This is a genomic window from Ohessyouella blattaphilus (assembly GCF_024721265.1).
GTDB lineage: Bacteria > Bacillota > Clostridia > Lachnospirales > Lachnospiraceae > Aequitasia > Aequitasia blattaphilus_A.
In genome coordinates this window covers 1-15,945 of record NZ_JAMXOC010000024.1, presented here as the reverse complement: position 1 = coordinate 15,945, position 15,945 = coordinate 1, and the positions used below count along the sequence as shown (strand labels likewise).

The following is a 15,945-nucleotide window of genomic DNA, read 5'->3' as shown; positions in this document are numbered from 1 at the left end:
ATTAATGACGAAATTCTTGATTATTAATCTATATTTCGCCCAGAATCATGACCACCGGCTGAGCCGGTGGTCATGATTTTTCCAACACGATTCTTATCTATACTCAAAACACCTATCAGTAACAATATACTACTTATATTGATAGCAAAAGCAATTACTAACTCAGTTATACTGCTACCACTTTTGGCGAAATCCCGTCGTGTATCTACTTAAGGTCGATTTAGCTCAAGTCCTTGAGCTAAACTGTGATCTCCGCGTGACCGAAAAGAGGAATATTAATCAAAAAATTGAATATCTTACTTGTCTAATGAATACACTTAAAGAAAGTAACTCTTCACAAACTCGAGCGACTTACAACTCTATCGCTCTTATTGCTGAGGGCGGCCATATGGCGGAAAGATTTGAAAGAATCTCTCGAAGCAATGATTTTACTTTTTAGAAATCAAATCATCAATGGCTAATACAGCTAATGGTATCGCAACGATTAAAGATAAGCCTATACTGAATAAATCTTCCCGAAATGATACTTTAAAGATTAACAATATTGCTACAATTAATAAAAGAACAGTTATTAGTTTTCGCCGCTTCACATGATTTCTCACTCTATCCCCCCATAAAATAATCATCAAATCCTAAGGCTACACTAGCACCAAGCATTCATTTCCTTCAATCTCAACTTTTTTCTTGTATTTTAGCTAAAATCATGTTGAAAATCACGTTTCATGTTGAGACAGTTCCCTTTCCTACTCTTTATTAACCAATCCCTCTAACGCTGTAATGATATTCTCATACCCCGTACAGCGACACAAATGTCCAGAAATCATTTTCTTTAATTCTTCCCGGGAATAGGACTTTTGCTTTTCGATAATCTCCACCGCACTCATAATAATTCCCGGTGTGCAAAAGCCACATTGAACTGCTGCTGCGTCCACAAAGGCTTGCTGAATCTCTGAGAGTTCGCCGGTAGGGCTCTTTAGCCCCTCTACCGTTAGGATATGCTTTCCCTCAGCCCATAGGGCTAGATAAATGCATGAATCCACAGCCTCCCGGTCAACTAGAACGGTACACGCACCACATTCACCGACTTCACAGCCCTTTTTCACGCTGGTTATCCCTAAGCGATACCGGAGCACATCAGCTAAAGATTCTCGCTCATCAATCGCTACCTCTTCTTCTTTTCCATTCACAAATAACTTGATAATCTTAAGCATCTATCTCCCCTCCTTGTTTCGCGACTGCCTGGATAAAGGCTCTTTTTGCGTATTCCGAGGCGATCTGCTCCCGGAATTCCTTGCTGGCTCGCCAGCTGTCTCGGGGCTTTATCTCACGTAAGACTTGCTCACTGATAAAGAGAGCCGTTTCCCGATTCACTGGGCGCTGCCTGCAAGCCTCTTCCGTTTGCCGGCAGCGGAGCGGATTAGGACCAGCTACCCCGAAAGCAATCCGAATGTCGCCTGCCTTCTCTTTATCCGCCGATAGTTTAACCAGAACACCACAGCCTAAGGTGGCGATCTCCATCGCTTGTCGTTTCCCATACTTTAAATACTGTCCCGTATACCCTTCATAATCCTCTTTTCGAATCTGAATATTCAGTAACACCTCATCTGGCTTTAACACCGTTTTGCTAGGACCTGCATACCAGTCGTGAATAGAAATGTGGCGAATGCCTTCTGATCCTTGCACCACCATCACGGCATTGTATACCATTAGCGTCGAACCGCTATCGGCACTAGTTACACCGTTACAGACGTTGCCCCCAATAGTCCCCACGTTACGAATCTGAGGACCGCCCACCTGGTCTACTGCTTCCCCTAGCATAGGGATATATTTCTGAATAATCGCATTTCCCGTAATCTGTGAAAAGGTGGTGCCGCTACCGATGACAATCGTTCCATCCGCTTCTAGGCGAACCCCCTTTAATTCCTCCAGATTATGAATACTTACAAGACTAACTCCTGCTAATCGCCCTTCTCTTACTTGAACTAAGACGTCCGTACCACCGTTTATTAGCTTGCTCCCTGGCCGTTCACGTAAGGCGCGAATCGCGTCCTCTATTGCCCTCGCTTGATAAATTGACCCTAGATCATACATGGCCCTCACCTCCTTTACTTATCAGTCCTGCTTCCGTAAATGCCCTTACTAACTTCTGAGGCGCCAGCGGTAGCGAGTCTACTGCCACGCCGGTGGCGTGTAGCACTGCGTTACGAATAGCTGGTGCTACCGGTATTGCCGGCGGCTCTCCTAAAGCCTTATTGCCAAAGGGTCCGCTTTCGTCCTCTTCTTCCACAAAAATCACGTGTAAATCCGGAGTATCCATCGCCGTTGGCAGTTTATAATCCAGAAGGTTATCGTTAAGAGGCTTGCCCTTTTCATCATATAGAAGCTCCTCTGATAATGCGTAACCAAGCCCCATGCTCATACCGCCATGGACCTGAGCCTGGGCTAGCTGGGGATTAAGAAGCTTGCCGCTATCGTGAACATTGACAATCTTTAGGACCTTCACCTGACCTAAAGGTATATCCACCTCTACTTCCACGAAGCAAGCGCCACTGGCAAAGGTATTGTCTTTGCAGTGAGACGTTTCTTCAGCGGTAATATGCACGCTATGCTGCAAAGAATAAAAAGCTTCTGTAGCCACCTCTGCTAATGAGCGCAAAACTTTCCCCGAATCTTTATCCACAATCTGATTCTTAACTAAAGCAAGGGACTCGGCCGGGCGTGCCAATACTTCGCCGGCGTAATCGAGAATCCGCTTTACTAGGACCTTCCCGGTCTTCACTAGCGCCTTTCCGCTTACATATGACTGTCTAGAAGCGTACGCGCCTGTATCAAAGGGGGTCACGTCTGTATCCTGAGTAGAGATTACATAAATCTTATCTTCGGTAATTCCCAAGACTTCGGCTGCCATTTGGGTAAAGACCGTATCGGCACCCTGACCAATCTCAGTAGCCCCTAGCTGTACCTGAACGGAACCATCCTGATTAAGGATCATCCGGCAAGCCGCCGTCTCTAAAGATATAGGGTGAACACCAGTCTTGTAACAGAAGATGGCCATTCCGACACCTCTTCTAATCGGCCCCGTTTGCTGGGCATACTCTGCTCGGCGCTCATCCCAGTGGATAAACGCCTTTCCCTCTTCCATACATTTCTCTAACCCGTAGCTATGAAACTTAATATGGTTATGTGGGTCTTCGTACCCTTCCTTCACACAGTTTTTAAGACGAAATTCATAAGGATCCATGTCGATACAGGCGGCCAAATCATCAATCATAGCCTCCAGACCAAAATCTCCTTGAGGGATGCCGTATCCTCGCATCGCTCCGCCTACGCCTAGATTGGTGTAGACCGTTGCACAGTCTATTTCTAAGGCCTTCTCATCGTGATATAGCTGCTTAAATTCATTGGCCGCATTGGCCACAATCGCATGGCCGTGGGAAGCGTATCCCCCTTGATCCGATAGAATTTCGGCCTTTCTCGCCACCAGTGTTCCGTCACTCCTAACGGCTGCATCCACCGAAAAAAGCATCCGGTGACGCATCCTTGTACAAGCCAGAGTTTCTTCTCGCGATAACTCAAGCTTTACAGGACGGCCGCCCACCTGCTGGGTCAAAAAAGCATTTAACGGCTCGTAGAGCACATCCTGCTTATTCCCAAAGCCGCCACCGATATACGGCTTGATTACGCGGATCTGACCCCAGCCGATTCCCAAAGCCTGACCCACCACTCGGCGAACAATATGAGGAATCTGAGTGGAGCTAACGATGGTAATCTTTTGGTTCACATCAATATAGGCAAAGGAGACCGGTACTTCAATATGACAGTGCTGAACTCTTGGCACTTCATAGTTCTTTCTTAGACGCACTAACCCTTCTTCCTTAAGGGCTTCCGCGTAGGTACAATCTCCCAGCTTAAAACCGGTTTTCTTAAGCACGTTTCCCGGATACTCCTGGTGAATCACTGACGCTCCTGGTGCCATCGCTGCCGCTGGCGAGAGAATCGGTTCGTATTCCTCGTATTCTACTTCTAATAGGGCTGCGGCCCTAGCAGCACTGACTTCATCCTCCGCGACAATGGCGGCAATGTCATCCCCGTAAAAGCGCACTCTTTGATTGAGCAGCTTCCTATCAGACACATCCTGATGAGATTCTTCTACAGACCACGGATGTCCCGGGGTCGGGAACTGTATATCCGGCACATCGAAGCAGGTAACGATCTTCACCACGCCAGGAAGCGCCGCCGCTTTCTCAGTGTGAATCTTCTTCACAAGACCATTGCTGATGGTGCTGTGAACCACCTTCGCAACGAGGCAGCGCTCCGGCAAAAGATCATCGGTATACTTGGCTTCGCCGGTTACCTTGCCGGTAGCATCTACTCTTTTAAAGTTACTATAAACGCCCATCTAACTTTCCTCCCTTTTTTATATAGATTACCTAATTTGCTTACCAGCTACATATTTATGCTTAACTCCCGGATCCCCAGATAAGTATAAGAACCGCTCTAGGCGTTCCTTTACCGTCAGCTCCTGAGGATGAGGAATATCGCTTTCATCAAGAACTAAAGCGTCCATTTCAAATCCCGGTAAAAAGCTCCCCACCTTACCAAAGAAACTACCGCCTCCATAAGTGCCTAGATAAAAGGCTTCTTCCATTGTAAGGGGCTTTTGGTCTGGCTGGACGTAGACTTTATAAAGCTTCGAGACCTGAATCCCATCGGTCATCGCCCGAAAAATCGAAAGATTCGCGCCACCAGCCACGTCTGTACCAAGCCCTATCTTAAGCTCTTTATCTAGATACAACCGGGCAGGCGCAATCCCGGAGGATAAATTGGTGTTGGACTGGGGACAGTGAGCCACATAGACCCCTCTATCCTTCATCATCTCGATTTCCTCTTCGGTACTATAAACGCAGTGTGCCATAATCGTTGGTACCTCATCGCCAAATAGACCGGTTCTGGCATAAGCATCTCCGTAACACGTTGACGCTGGCACCAGTTCTTTCACCCAACGGATTTCATCCCTGTTCTCCGAGAGATGGGACTGGACCGGTAACTTATATTCCTCCTGAATAGCCTTAAGGCCATGCAAGGTTTCTTCATCACAAGAGGGTATAAATCTCGGGGTCAAAATCGGTTTCACGTGAGTATATTTATCTCCCACCTCCTGAACCCACTGCTTCGTATCCCTTAGTGACTGTTCTGCAGTTTCTCGCAGATTATCTGGACTATTGCGGGTCATATTCACCTTTCCCACATACGCTACTAGCCCCGACTCATCTAATAACTCCATTAGCATCTTCGTCGCTTCCGAGTGAATCGTGCCAAAAATACAAGCTCTAGTAGTACCCCCTTTTTGCAAATCATTGACAAACTGAGTATAAGCCTTCTTGGCATATTCTAGATCTTGGTATTTTGCCTCCTCCACAAAGGTGGTCGTATTAAGCCACTCTAGTAGCTCCAAATCCATCTGCAAACCGCGAAACCCATACTGAGGAGCGTGAACGTGTAGGTCCGTAAGCCCAGGAATAATCAGCTTGTTCGTATAGTCGCTTATGGGCACCCCTTGATACTCTATCGGCAGCGCCTCGTAAACTCCTAATATCTGATTCCCCTGATACACAAGATATCCATCTGCCACCGTAATCAGCTTCCTATCTTTATCGCTGTAGCAGATATCGCCTTTTAGAACTTTTACTTCTTCTTTCATTTGCACCTATCCTTTCCATAAACATAAGTTTTCATCTTTACAGCTTTACAGAAAAAGCATTAGAAAAACCTATAAATGCCATATCATCTGTAAAGACGTAGGCATTTATAGGCAACTGATTACGGTAGTTGGTAGAGACGTCCGACCCGATTCATACATCGAACATATATAAATGCAAATATTTTCTTACAAACATAATACTATATTTCGTCAATATACACAATAGTAAATATGCATTTATATGAAACTACACAAACTTGCACAAATAAATTGACATTATAATAATTTTTTCTTACAATAAATTTATAACAATCTTGCCCTTATAGTACTCGTTTTTGAAAGGAATGAGGTATAAAAATGGAAATTGTAGAAACTGTAGAAACTGCTGCGTCAGTAAACGCGAAGTCGCTGGAGCAGCAAGAACACGATTTGGTCTATCAATTGGATGGAAAACCCCGTCTACGAACAGCCATCCCCTTAGGAATGCAACACGTTCTCGCCATGTTTGCTTCAAACCTTGCTCCCATTCTCCTAATCGCGGGAGCTTGTAGCCTAAATGGCGCCGACACAATTATCATGATGCAATGTGCCATGTTCGTGTCGGGACTAACCACCTTTATTCAACTTTACCCTATTCGTTTGGGCAAACGCCTACGTATTGGTGGCAACTTGCCTATCGTTATGGGGACTTCTTTCGCCTTTGTGCCCACAGCAACCACAGTAGCAGCAACTGGCGGTATCGGTGCGGTATTAGGTGGTTGTCTTCTCGGTAGCGTCTCCGAAGTGTTAATCGGGGTCTTTTATAAGTACCTACGCAAATTTTTTCCACCTTTGGTAGTTGGTAGCACTCTCATTACCATCGGTATCAACCTGATGAGCGCTGGAGCTGGCTATTTTGCCGGTGGCGTCGGGTCAGAGGACTACGGCTCCATCCGTAACCTTTCCATCGCCTTCTTGGTACTGGCAATCGTCGTCTTACTCCAGCGCTTCGGTAAGGGCTTATTTAAAAGCTCTGCCCTACTTATTGCCATGGTTATCGGCTATATCCTCTGTGCCTTCTTAGGGATGGTAGATACCCAGGCGATTATGGAAGCTGGTTGGTTTAGCGTTCCTAAGCCTTTCCATTTTAAGATGACGTTTTCTATCCCCGTTACCATAAGCTTTGCCGCTCTTTATATCACCTCGGGGTTAGAGACAATTGGCAACACCTCCGGAATTACTATGGCTGGCTTTGACCGGGAAGCCACCGAGACCGAGACCTCAGGAGCTATTCTAGCAGATGCTGGCGGCTCTATCTTGGCAGCTTGTTTTAACGCTTTACCTAATACCGCCTTTGGTCAAAACGCCGGTATCGTCTCAATGACTAAAGTGGTCAACAAATTTTGTATCGCAACTGGAGCCTTTATCCTGATGATTAGCGGTTTTGTCCCTAAGCTCGGTGCGCTATTTGCCGCTATTCCGGCACCAGTTCTCGGCGGTTCCATTATCTCCGTCTTTAGCATGATTATTATCAATGGCATTAAGATGATCGCCAAAGCCGGATTTAGTGAACGAAACGTCTTGATCCTCGGGGTAACCTTTGCCCTAGGTCTGGGACTAGCGAAAGATCCTGCCGCGGTGGCGCAGCTACCAAGCGCGATCCGCTTTATCTTCTCAGACTCTGTTGCTGCTACCTGTATCGTTGCTATTATTCTCAACTTAATCTTCCCGATTAAAGATAAGGAAGAGCTGGAAAAGGCCAAGGCAGCGTTACTAGATTCCTAACCGAAAGGAGCACCATCTATGCTAGAAAAATTATTCAAACTGAAAGAAAACGGAACCAATGTAAAAACAGAAACGATTGCCGGCATTACCACCTTTATGACCATGGCCTACATTCTGGCCGTCAACCCAAGCATCTTAAGCGCTACGGGGATGGACCCTGGAGCCATCTTTACCTCCACGGCCATCGCTTCCGCTATTGGCTCTCTCTTAATAGCCTTAATGGCTAACTATCCCTTTGCTCTCGCACCAGGGATGGGACTCAATGCTTACTTTGCTTACACTGTCGTCCTGGGAATGGGGTATTCTTGGCAGACGGCGCTGGCAGCCGTTTTCATTGAAGGCATTATCTTTATCCTGCTTTCCCTAACCAATGTTCGGGAAGCGATCTTCAATGCCATTCCCCGCAATTTAAAATCCGCAGTATCCGTAGGTATCGGCCTCTTTATTGCCTTTATCGGTTTGCAGAACGCGAAAATCGTCATCGGTGGCGCCACCTTAGTAGAACTGTTTTCTCTCGATGGCTTTAACAATACCCACGGAGTAGAAGGCGTTACCGCCACCTTTAACGACGCAGGCATCACGGTGGTGTTAGCAATAATCGGTGTGCTGATTACCGGTTTTCTTGTGGTCAAAAAGGTGAAAGGCAATATTCTTTGGGGAATTATCATCACCTGGTTATTAGGAATCGTCTGTCAAGTAACTACGCTCTACGTTCCTAACCCAGAGCTTGGTTTCTACAGCCTATTGCCAGACTTTAGTAACGGCTTATCCATTCCTAGTATTATGCCGGTCTTTGGTAAGCTAGATTTCTCCGGGGTCTTCTCCTTAAACTTTGTGGTGGTAGTCTTTGCCTTCCTCTTTGTGGACATGTTTGATACAATCGGCACCCTAATTGGTGTTTCTACGAAAGCAGGTATGCTAGATGAAAACGGCAAACTTCCCCGCATAAGGGGCGCTCTTCTTTCAGATGCAGTGGCCACTACGGCAGGCGCTGTGCTAGGAACCACAACCGTTACCACCTACGTTGAAAGCGCATCTGGTGTATCAGAGGGCGGACGCACCGGCTTAACAGCGGCGGTAACTTCCATCCTCTTTGCTCTATCTTTACTTCTTTCACCGATTTTCCTAGCGATTCCGTCTTTTGCGACGGCACCGGCTCTGATTATCGTTGGCTTCTATATGTTGACAAATATTACGGAGATTGATTTTGATGATGCTCTTGAAGCGATTCCATGTTATATTTGTATGATTGCGATGCCGTTTTTCTACAGCATCTCTGAAGGAATCTCTATGGGCGTTATCGCGTATACCGTTATGACTCTTTTAACCGGAAAGGCAAAGGAAAAGAAACTAAGTGTTCTCATGTATATACTGACGGTCCTATTTATTTTAAAATATCTCTTCTTATAGGAAGAGTCTATCTTTACGAGGCATATCGCAGCAGCGATATGCCTCATTTGACAATCCGAACTATCTTTGGTACGTTTATTCACAGAACAGAAATGAGGCAAAGAATCTATGAGAGAAGATATAATAAGACACTATGCAGGAATTGTAGAGTTTTTGGGGAATGCTCTAGGACCGGATTATGAAATCGTCCTCCAGGGCCTAAAATCAAATACCATCGTTGCCATCGCCAATAATCACATCAGCGGTCGCGTCGTCGGTAGCCCTATCACCGATTCCGCTCATCACATGCTTTCTACGAAAGCGTATAAAAATAATAACTCTATCTGTAACTACCGAGTAGTTACAAAAAGTGGTAAAATCCTGCGTTCTTCCACAATGTTTATTAAGGATGACGAGGGCGAAACCGTTGGCCTATTGCACGTCAATTTTGACGACAGCCGCTTTGAGGAACTGCGCCAGGGGCTTCTTTCGGCCATCCACCCTGAGGCGTTTATCAAAAATTTCATTACTGGTAATGAGACCGGGAGCACCGCCAGTGATAACGGTGGCACCAAGGAAAATGGCAACGACAACCTCTTTATGGATGTGCCTGCCCTAATGAAAAACATGTACCAGGAAGCCACAGAAAACATTACCGTTCCTAGCAACCGCTTAAAGCAACACGAAAAGATGGAGATTGTAACCCGCTTACACGAAAAGGGACTCTTTCAGCTAAAGGGAGCCATTCCCTTTGCCGCGGAAAAACTAAGCTGTTCGTCAGCTACTATCTATCGCTACTTAAGTGAAATTACCAATCAATAAGCATCTAAGGGAAACCTACAGGAGATGAAATCTATGGTAACAGCCATCCTCTTAGCCTCTGGCTTTAGTAAGCGTTTTGCAGACGACAAGCTACTGATGGATTTTTCCGGGAAGCCGGTAATTGAATACACGATGGAAGCCATTAGCCATGCTGACGTTTCCGAAAAACTACTAATCCAGCGAGATCATACGTACACCGACCTTGGAAACAAGTACGGGTTTCAGAGCATTAAAAACACCAAGGCTAAGCTTGGACAAAGCCAGTCTCTACTCCTTGGCGTAAAGCATTGTCCTGAGAATCAGGCAATGATGTTTTTCGTGGCTGATCAGCCCCTACTTACGACTGGGATTATCAATAAGCTAATCACGACTCATAGGGAGAACCCTGAGCAGATTATTCTCCCCGTGATCAATGGTCAGGATAAGAACCCCGTGATCTTTCCGGCCGCTTTTCGCCCTGCCCTATTAGAGGTTACTGGCGACCAAGGTGGCCGCAGTATCATAAAAGCTTTTCCTGATAAAATTAAGCGAGTCGCTTTTGACGACCCGCTTTGCTTTACCGATATTGATACTTACAGTGATTACCAAAGACTACTCTCTGAAAAAACCTATTTAGACTGATTTGTCTGCAGATAAAGAATGGCTTCGAGAACGGCGCCGCCGATACATCTAGCCTTATCGGAGATCCGATAAATCTGTTCGTCTTCTAGGCGCCTCGGGTCTAAATCAGCAATCTTCATTTTCGCCGGCACCTCCATGCCCTCCTGGATTAACCCGCGCAAAACTCCGGAAAAAGGAGCACACACTTCTTGTTCATCAATCTTTAAAAGGGGCGCTCCTGCCTCAACATAATCACCTATATTTGCTATATGGTGAACACAGCCCGGGATGGGTGCGTGAATCACCCGTTTTCTCCCTTGACCACCAATTTCGCCTGGCATCCCCGTATCCGCCAGCGCTGCGCCCTCACTAATCAGCCTTCCCAAATCGTGACCACGCATGGTCTCTATCACCACATCTACGTCCTCTCCTGCCACAAATCCCGGTCCTAGCCCAATGGTAATCGGCGCCATCTCCCGCTTCGTTCCTAAGTTCCTTTTCGCCAGAATAGCATCCACTAAAGCCGCTGGCTTAATCCTCTTCGTTGTCTCCCCTTCCTTATCCGTAAGTAGAGGCACTACACCTTGCTGCCAACATTTTTCAAGATTGTCTACAGAGAATTCCACCCTTCTCCCGCAGATATCCTCCACTTTAGCCTCCCCTTCTGCCATGGCTGTGGATAGTGCCACTTGACGGCGAATGGTGGTCGGCCGCTCAATCTCTAACGCATATACACGAAAGCCGCTGCGGGCAAGCTTTTGAATGACGCCGGTAGCCAAATCCCCTGCCCCTCTGACGCAGATAATCTCTTTATTCATTAGTAGTTTTCTCACCCGATACCTCCTTCTAACACTTCGTACTCGCCCTTTTTCACATCGCCAACGATGATTCTCTCCAGCTCCTTGGTAAAATCCGCTGAACACAAATCCAGGATACGCTTTACTGTTTCTAACTCTTTCTCAATATCCACTTGATTAAATAATAAAATCTTACGTCTAGGGCTATTTTTAAATAATCCCAAGGGATGAGCTAGCCACCTAGCAAGATGAATTTCGCTTACAAACTCTCCTGGCTGCATTCCGGTCATCTGAGTAAACGCTAATGGTCGCAGAACGTTCTTTTCGTTCGCCTCTTTATCCAATCCTTTTAGAGTAACGATCCCTACTCCGAGGCTAGCAAAGCTAGGGATGCAAGGTTCATCCTCGTTGTACCCCTTCAAGGGTAGACCCCGAGAACCGTCCCCTTCAATAACCGTATATTCATATCCCGTCGCTACCCTCTCTAATAGCTCTTCGCTTACTGCTGTACACTTTCCGTTTTCCAGAATGGTACCATACAGAAAGGTTCGCCCTCTCTTCGGGACGATTAAGGTTTGCCCCATTTCCGACTGAGAATATAGATAATCCACTTGTTCCTTAGTAGGCTGCCACATCTTCGTCGTTGTGCTCAGTAGCACCTTATGAACACGAAGCTCTTCGGCGATCTGAAACAAGGTGGTAGTCTTCCCCCCTGCTCCTGTTAGGGTAATCACCTCACCAGGTGTAAGTTTCATTACCGTTGCCAAACTCTGATTTTTACTCATGGCTTGCCCCCCCCTTAGTACATCTGGGTCGGTTGGCGATAAAGATAGCACCCTGTATTCTCTCTAACCATCTCCCCGTCCTGGGCCACTAACGTGCCCCGCAAATAAACTTTAGTAGCTCCGCCTTTTACTGTCGTCCCCTGATAAGGGTTATAGTCACAAGCAGATAGCGACTGATTCGTTAAGGTGCGACTAACCTCTTCATCCCACACCACAATATCGGCATCGCTTCCTGGTAGGAGCGTCCCTTTTCTCGGGTATAAGCCGTATAGCTTCGCCGGATTTTCCGCTAACAGACGACACATTTCGCCGATGCTAATCTTCCCTTCGCCCACTCCGAACGTATACATAAGCGCCGGACGAGTACCTACTCCTGGCATACCACAGGGAATGTTCGTAAAATCCTGAAGGCCTTTCTCCTTTTGCGCAGTCGTAAAACTACAGTGATCCGTCGCTACCGTATCGATATCTGCTACTGCTATCGCTTCCCACAAGGCCCTTTGATCCTCTTCCGTGCGAAGAGGTGGCGCAATAATATATTTCATCGCCTCTTCGTCCGTTAGCTGATATTTCTCGCTGTTCATCAGGAGATACTGAGGACACGTTTCCACAAATACCTTCTGACCACGCTCCCTCGCTCCCCGGATAACGCCGAGTCCAGCCTTCGTGCTTAAATGGACGATTAGCACCGGAACATCAACCACTGAAGCGATCTCTAGCAAGCGGTTAATCGCTTCCGCCTCCGCTTGATACGGTCTTGTCTTTTCGTGATAAAAAGGGGCCAAATCCCCCTTACTCTTAGCTTCTTCTACTAAAGCCGCAATCAAATCCCGATTCTCGCAGTGCACCCCTACCACACCATGCTCCTCTTTAATGGCTTTCAGCGCCTTATATATCTCCCCATCATTTAAATACATGGCGTCATACGTCATATACAGCTTAAAAGAAGTCACCCCTTCCGCCTTCATTAGTGGCAGCTCCTGGGCAATCCGCTCATTCCACTGGGATATGGCCATATGAAAGCCATAGTCACAGCTACTTTTGCCATCGGCCTTTCGATGCCAGTTAACTAACGCTTCCTTTAAGGTCTCACCGTGATTCTGGGTAGCAAAATCAATAATCGTGGTGGTGCCTTCTGCCACCGCTTGGCGCGTGCCCGTATAGAAATCATCAGCCGTCACCGTATCGCTTACTTCTAAATCAAAGTGGGTATGGGCATCAATAAACCCAGGAAACAAAAGCTTATCCGACACATCGATAACCTCTGCGTCCTCGTCAGGCAAATCCTTTCCCACGGCCACGATTTTCTCATCTTGGATTAAAATATCCTGTTCTAAGACCCCCTCGCTAGAGACGGTCTTACCGCCTTTAAAAAGCTTTTTCATATGTAACCACACTCCTCTACCAATCCGTCTTTTCTTTAACCTTATAGTACCCTAAGCAAGCTACAAAAAGCAAGCATTCTCCTTATGGTTTATAAATATTTTTTAGGTTGCCTAAAAATATATTAGGTGGTATGATATTAGTAGAATGTTTCGTGAAAGGATGTTGTATATGGCAACCACAAAGGGTACCCTCGGTTTGTTAATCCAAATGGCCGACGGGCTAGCTGCACAATTTGGAAGCAATTGCGAGATTGTCATCCACGATTTGAAGAAAAAGGACTTTGAGCACTCCATCGTCTATATTATCAATGGCCACGTCAGTAACCGAAAGTTAGACGATGGTCCTTCAGCCATTGTAATCGAGACTCTTAATAAGAATCCCGAGGCACTAAAGGATCAGCTAGCTTACCTTACCAAGACCAAAGATGGACGTATTCTCAAATCCAGCACTATGTATATCCGCACTGAGGACGATAAGGTTCAATATATCTTTTCTCTAAACTACGATATTACGGGGCTGATGACGATCCATAGCGCTCTTGATTCCCTAATCAGCACTCCAGAAGAGAGCACGGCAAAAAAACCCAAGCAGATTACTAGCAATGTAAATGATATTCTCGATGATTTGATCGACCAATCGGTAGCCCTTATTGGTAAACCGGTGGCCTTAATGACCAAGGAAGATAAGGTGGACGCGATTCGCTTCTTAAACGACGCTGGCGCCTTCCTCGTCACCAAATCAGGGGATAAGATTTCTGCCTTTTTTAACATCTCCAAGTTTACTCTGTATAGCTATATCGACGCCGCCACGAAAACAGAAGGTAACAATTAAAACTAAAATAAAGAGAGGTATTTATCAATGAAAAAAGTAAGTACAGACAAAGCTCCAGCTGCTATCGGACCTTATTCTCAAGGAGTTATTTCCGGCAATTTATTCTTCACTTCCGGACAGATCCCTCTTTCTCCTGAAAGCGGCGAAATCATCGGTAGCGACATCAAAGAACAAACCTTACAGGTAATGAAAAATATGGCTGGACTCTTAGAAAGCCAAAATGTATCCTTTGATAACGTCATCAAAACCACCTGCTTTTTAGCAGACATGGGCGACTTCGCTGCTTTTAACGAGGTTTACGCCGAATACTTTACCGGCAAACCCGCCCGCTCCTGTGTAGCGGTAAAAACCCTGCCAAAAGGGGTTCTCTGTGAAGTAGAAGCGATCGTCGAAATGAACAGTTAATTAGTGAGGGACAGGCAAAGCCTGTCCCTCATTAATTATGTAATAGGAAAGTTCAAAGAACTTTCCTATTACATAAAAAGCGCTCCGCTAAGGATGCGCACTTCGGCGATAGGAATTTTGTGCAATAGCACACGCCGAAGGCGCAGGAATTTGCGGAACGCAAATTCTATTTTAAAATCTTGTATTTTGCATTTCTTCATACGAAGTAACTCCAGAGTTACTATCTTCCTTCGAGAGCGAAAGGGCGGCACACATAGCACCGTTTCGTAGAGCCTGGGTAAGGTCTAACTCTTTATAAGCCGAGTAGATAACGCCAGCGCAGAACGCATCTCCGGCTCCTGTGGTTCCTTTTATATATCCCTTTGGCAGATCCATGCTGGGGACTTTTACCTTTTCGCCGGTACGGCAGTTAAGTCCATAGCCGGCTTTTGGCGAATGGATAATAACCCATTCCTGGACTCCGTATTCTTTAATCTTATCTAACGCCTCAGGAAGCATATCTTCGATAATTCCCTGGTCATCGTAGATTTTATACCCCAGTACGCCGCTTGCTTCTACCTCATTGGAGATATAGTAATCCACATACTTAAGCGCTGGGCGGACAACGCTTTCATAGCGCGTCGTCTCTTCCGAGACCATATCCACAAAAGTCTTCATTCCTCGCTTCTGTGCTGCGTGTAGCACTTCGGCGCCATACGTACCGTACTCAGGATGAGCTTCGTCTAGCTTTCCAAAAAGCAACAGGTACTCTAAGAGAAAAAAATCCGCTTCTAGGTGTTCAAAATCGATATCGTCGATGCAGAAGTCTAGACTAGAGCCGGGATCGTAGAAAAAGGTTCGCTCTTTACTCTCCCTTTCCGTCATCGCTAAAGACTTCGCCGTCCTCCCTCTGATTGTTACATTTTGCACATCTATATTAGGGTAAGCAGCTAATGTCTCAAGCACGAAGCGACCATCTTCATCGTCGCCTAACTGGCCGCTGTATTTTAGCGGTAAGTCGGCATCTAATCGCGCTAAATCAACCAGGAGATTATTCGCGCCACCTGTATGGGGAATCGGATCGTACATCCAGGTCAGATTACCTTTTTTCGGATGAATAACCAACTCGGGGTGTCTATGCTTGGAAGTGGTATCTTGTGCACCGAAGTGCGAACAAGGATGTAAGTCTTCGACTTACTTTACTAGCCGTAACACTTTCGTCTTTCGAACCTGTATTGTACAGGCTGTTCGTGCCGAGAAGGTGGTCTCATGCCGCCACTATCCGTTTGACCGGAATACTTTTACAATTTAAATCTTGTAGGTTAATGGCCTTAGGCGATTCTAGCTTGTTAGGCTCTATTTCTAACGAGGCTAAAGGAAGCGCTTTTCTCATTATGTTGGCAGCGGCGTTTACATCAGCATTTAAAACGGCACCTGACCCAGAAGCATATAAACCTCTTTTGATTCGATTGCCGCTAAAAATCGG

At 46.2% G+C, this 15,945-nt stretch carries 14 protein-coding genes, 1 pseudogene and 1 riboswitch; of the genes and pseudogenes, 6 read left to right on the top strand and 9 right to left on the bottom strand.

Annotation, left to right across the window (positions count from 1 at the left end):
* Positions 1-743: 743 nt before the first annotated feature.
* From xdhC to NHH16_RS12895, 4 genes are read right to left on the bottom strand one after another with little or no spacing between them, the layout of a single operon-like run.
* Positions 744-1,211: a xanthine dehydrogenase subunit XdhC gene (xdhC, locus tag NHH16_RS12910; RefSeq protein ID WP_262070023.1), complete on the bottom strand. Its 468-nt coding sequence runs from the start codon at positions 1,209-1,211 to the stop codon at positions 744-746.
* Positions 1,204-2,091: a xanthine dehydrogenase subunit XdhB gene (gene xdhB, locus NHH16_RS12905; protein ID WP_262070022.1), complete on the bottom strand. Its 888-nt coding sequence runs from the start codon at positions 2,089-2,091 to the stop codon at positions 1,204-1,206. The genes xdhC and xdhB overlap by 8 nt, the downstream gene beginning before the upstream one ends.
* Positions 2,084-4,399 carry a xanthine dehydrogenase subunit XdhA gene (xdhA, locus tag NHH16_RS12900; protein WP_262070021.1) on the bottom strand — a complete coding sequence of 772 codons (2,316 nt, stop codon included), beginning with the start codon at positions 4,397-4,399 and terminating at the stop codon, positions 2,084-2,086. Before xdhA ends, xdhB begins: the two co-directional genes overlap by 8 nt.
* A 27-nt stretch (positions 4,400-4,426) precedes the next feature.
* The gene (locus NHH16_RS12895) at positions 4,427-5,701 is read right to left on the bottom strand and encodes an amidohydrolase family protein (RefSeq protein ID WP_262070020.1); all 1,275 of its coding nucleotides are present in this window, start codon (positions 5,699-5,701) and stop codon (positions 4,427-4,429) included.
* A gap of 88 nt (positions 5,702-5,789) precedes the next feature.
* Positions 5,790-5,893, bottom strand: a riboswitch (purine riboswitch).
* A gap of 165 nt (positions 5,894-6,058) precedes the next feature.
* On the opposite strand from NHH16_RS12895, the gene NHH16_RS12890 reads away from it, so the two are divergent.
* From NHH16_RS12890 to NHH16_RS12875, 4 genes are all read left to right on the top strand, one after another.
* Positions 6,059-7,465, top strand: coding sequence for a uracil-xanthine permease family protein (locus NHH16_RS12890; RefSeq protein WP_262070019.1), 1,407 nt, complete (start codon positions 6,059-6,061; stop codon positions 7,463-7,465).
* Between the two features lie 18 nt (positions 7,466-7,483).
* Positions 7,484-8,875, top strand: coding sequence for an NCS2 family permease (locus tag NHH16_RS12885; RefSeq protein WP_262070018.1), 1,392 nt, complete (start codon positions 7,484-7,486; stop codon positions 8,873-8,875).
* Between the two features lie 108 nt (positions 8,876-8,983).
* A complete protein-coding gene (locus NHH16_RS12880) occupies positions 8,984-9,676 on the top strand; it encodes a helix-turn-helix transcriptional regulator (protein ID WP_262070017.1) in 693 nt (230 codons plus the stop codon).
* A gap of 33 nt (positions 9,677-9,709) precedes the next feature.
* Entirely contained in the window at positions 9,710-10,297 is a 588-nt protein-coding gene (locus NHH16_RS12875; protein ID WP_262070016.1) for a nucleotidyltransferase family protein, read from the top strand.
* On the opposite strand, the gene yqeB is transcribed toward NHH16_RS12875, so the two are convergent.
* From yqeB to hydA, 3 genes are read right to left on the bottom strand one after another with little or no spacing between them, the layout of a single operon-like run.
* On the bottom strand, positions 10,285-11,109 hold the full coding sequence (yqeB, locus tag NHH16_RS12870; protein WP_262070015.1) for a selenium-dependent molybdenum cofactor biosynthesis protein YqeB: 825 nt from the start codon (positions 11,107-11,109) through the stop codon (positions 10,285-10,287). The two genes, NHH16_RS12875 and yqeB, sit on opposite strands and share 13 nt — an antisense overlap.
* On the bottom strand, positions 11,106-11,858 hold the full coding sequence (gene yqeC / locus NHH16_RS12865) for a selenium cofactor biosynthesis protein YqeC (RefSeq protein WP_262070014.1): 753 nt from the start codon (positions 11,856-11,858) through the stop codon (positions 11,106-11,108). The genes yqeB and yqeC overlap by 4 nt, the downstream gene beginning before the upstream one ends.
* 14 nt (positions 11,859-11,872) lie before the next feature.
* The gene (hydA, locus tag NHH16_RS12860; RefSeq protein ID WP_262070013.1) at positions 11,873-13,243 is read right to left on the bottom strand and encodes a dihydropyrimidinase; all 1,371 of its coding nucleotides are present in this window, start codon (positions 13,241-13,243) and stop codon (positions 11,873-11,875) included.
* A gap of 169 nt (positions 13,244-13,412) precedes the next feature.
* On the opposite strand from hydA, the gene NHH16_RS12855 reads away from it, so the two are divergent.
* Positions 13,413-14,075, top strand: coding sequence for a helix-turn-helix transcriptional regulator (locus NHH16_RS12855; protein ID WP_262070012.1), 663 nt, complete (start codon positions 13,413-13,415; stop codon positions 14,073-14,075).
* 27 nt (positions 14,076-14,102) lie between these two features.
* A complete protein-coding gene (locus NHH16_RS12850; RefSeq protein WP_262070011.1) occupies positions 14,103-14,480 on the top strand; it encodes a RidA family protein in 378 nt (125 codons plus the stop codon).
* Positions 14,481-14,651: 171 nt separating this feature from the next.
* On the opposite strand, the gene NHH16_RS12845 is transcribed toward NHH16_RS12850, so the two are convergent.
* Positions 14,652-15,548, bottom strand: a complete 897-nt coding sequence (locus tag NHH16_RS12845; RefSeq protein WP_262070010.1) for a carbohydrate kinase family protein — start codon at positions 15,546-15,548, stop codon at positions 14,652-14,654.
* A gap of 178 nt (positions 15,549-15,726) precedes the next feature.
* Positions 15,727-15,945: pseudogene (locus NHH16_RS12840) on the bottom strand (hypothetical protein); the annotation flags it as partial.

What these genes read in the sequence shown, in the direction of transcription:
- xdhC (WP_262070023.1), bottom strand. Translation starts at nt 1,211, where the DNA reads ATGCTTAAGATTATCAAGTTATTTGTGAATGGAAAAGAAGAAGAGGTA.
- xdhB (WP_262070022.1), bottom strand. Translation starts at nt 2,091, where the DNA reads ATGTATGATCTAGGGTCAATTTATCAAGCGAGGGCAATAGAGGACGCG.
- xdhA (WP_262070021.1), bottom strand. Translation starts at nt 4,399, where the DNA reads ATGGGCGTTTATAGTAACTTTAAAAGAGTAGATGCTACCGGCAAGGTA.
- NHH16_RS12895 (WP_262070020.1), bottom strand. Translation starts at nt 5,701, where the DNA reads ATGAAAGAAGAAGTAAAAGTTCTAAAAGGCGATATCTGCTACAGCGAT.
- NHH16_RS12890 (WP_262070019.1), top strand. Translation starts at nt 6,059, where the DNA reads ATGGAAATTGTAGAAACTGTAGAAACTGCTGCGTCAGTAAACGCGAAG.
- NHH16_RS12885 (WP_262070018.1), top strand. Translation starts at nt 7,484, where the DNA reads ATGCTAGAAAAATTATTCAAACTGAAAGAAAACGGAACCAATGTAAAA.
- NHH16_RS12880 (WP_262070017.1), top strand. Translation starts at nt 8,984, where the DNA reads ATGAGAGAAGATATAATAAGACACTATGCAGGAATTGTAGAGTTTTTG.
- NHH16_RS12875 (WP_262070016.1), top strand. Translation starts at nt 9,710, where the DNA reads ATGGTAACAGCCATCCTCTTAGCCTCTGGCTTTAGTAAGCGTTTTGCA.
- yqeC (WP_262070014.1), bottom strand. Translation starts at nt 11,858, where the DNA reads ATGAGTAAAAATCAGAGTTTGGCAACGGTAATGAAACTTACACCTGGT.
- hydA (WP_262070013.1), bottom strand. Translation starts at nt 13,243, where the DNA reads ATGAAAAAGCTTTTTAAAGGCGGTAAGACCGTCTCTAGCGAGGGGGTC.
- NHH16_RS12855 (WP_262070012.1), top strand. Translation starts at nt 13,413, where the DNA reads ATGGCAACCACAAAGGGTACCCTCGGTTTGTTAATCCAAATGGCCGAC.
- NHH16_RS12850 (WP_262070011.1), top strand. Translation starts at nt 14,103, where the DNA reads ATGAAAAAAGTAAGTACAGACAAAGCTCCAGCTGCTATCGGACCTTAT.
- NHH16_RS12845 (WP_262070010.1), bottom strand. Translation starts at nt 15,548, where the DNA reads ATGTACGATCCGATTCCCCATACAGGTGGCGCGAATAATCTCCTGGTT.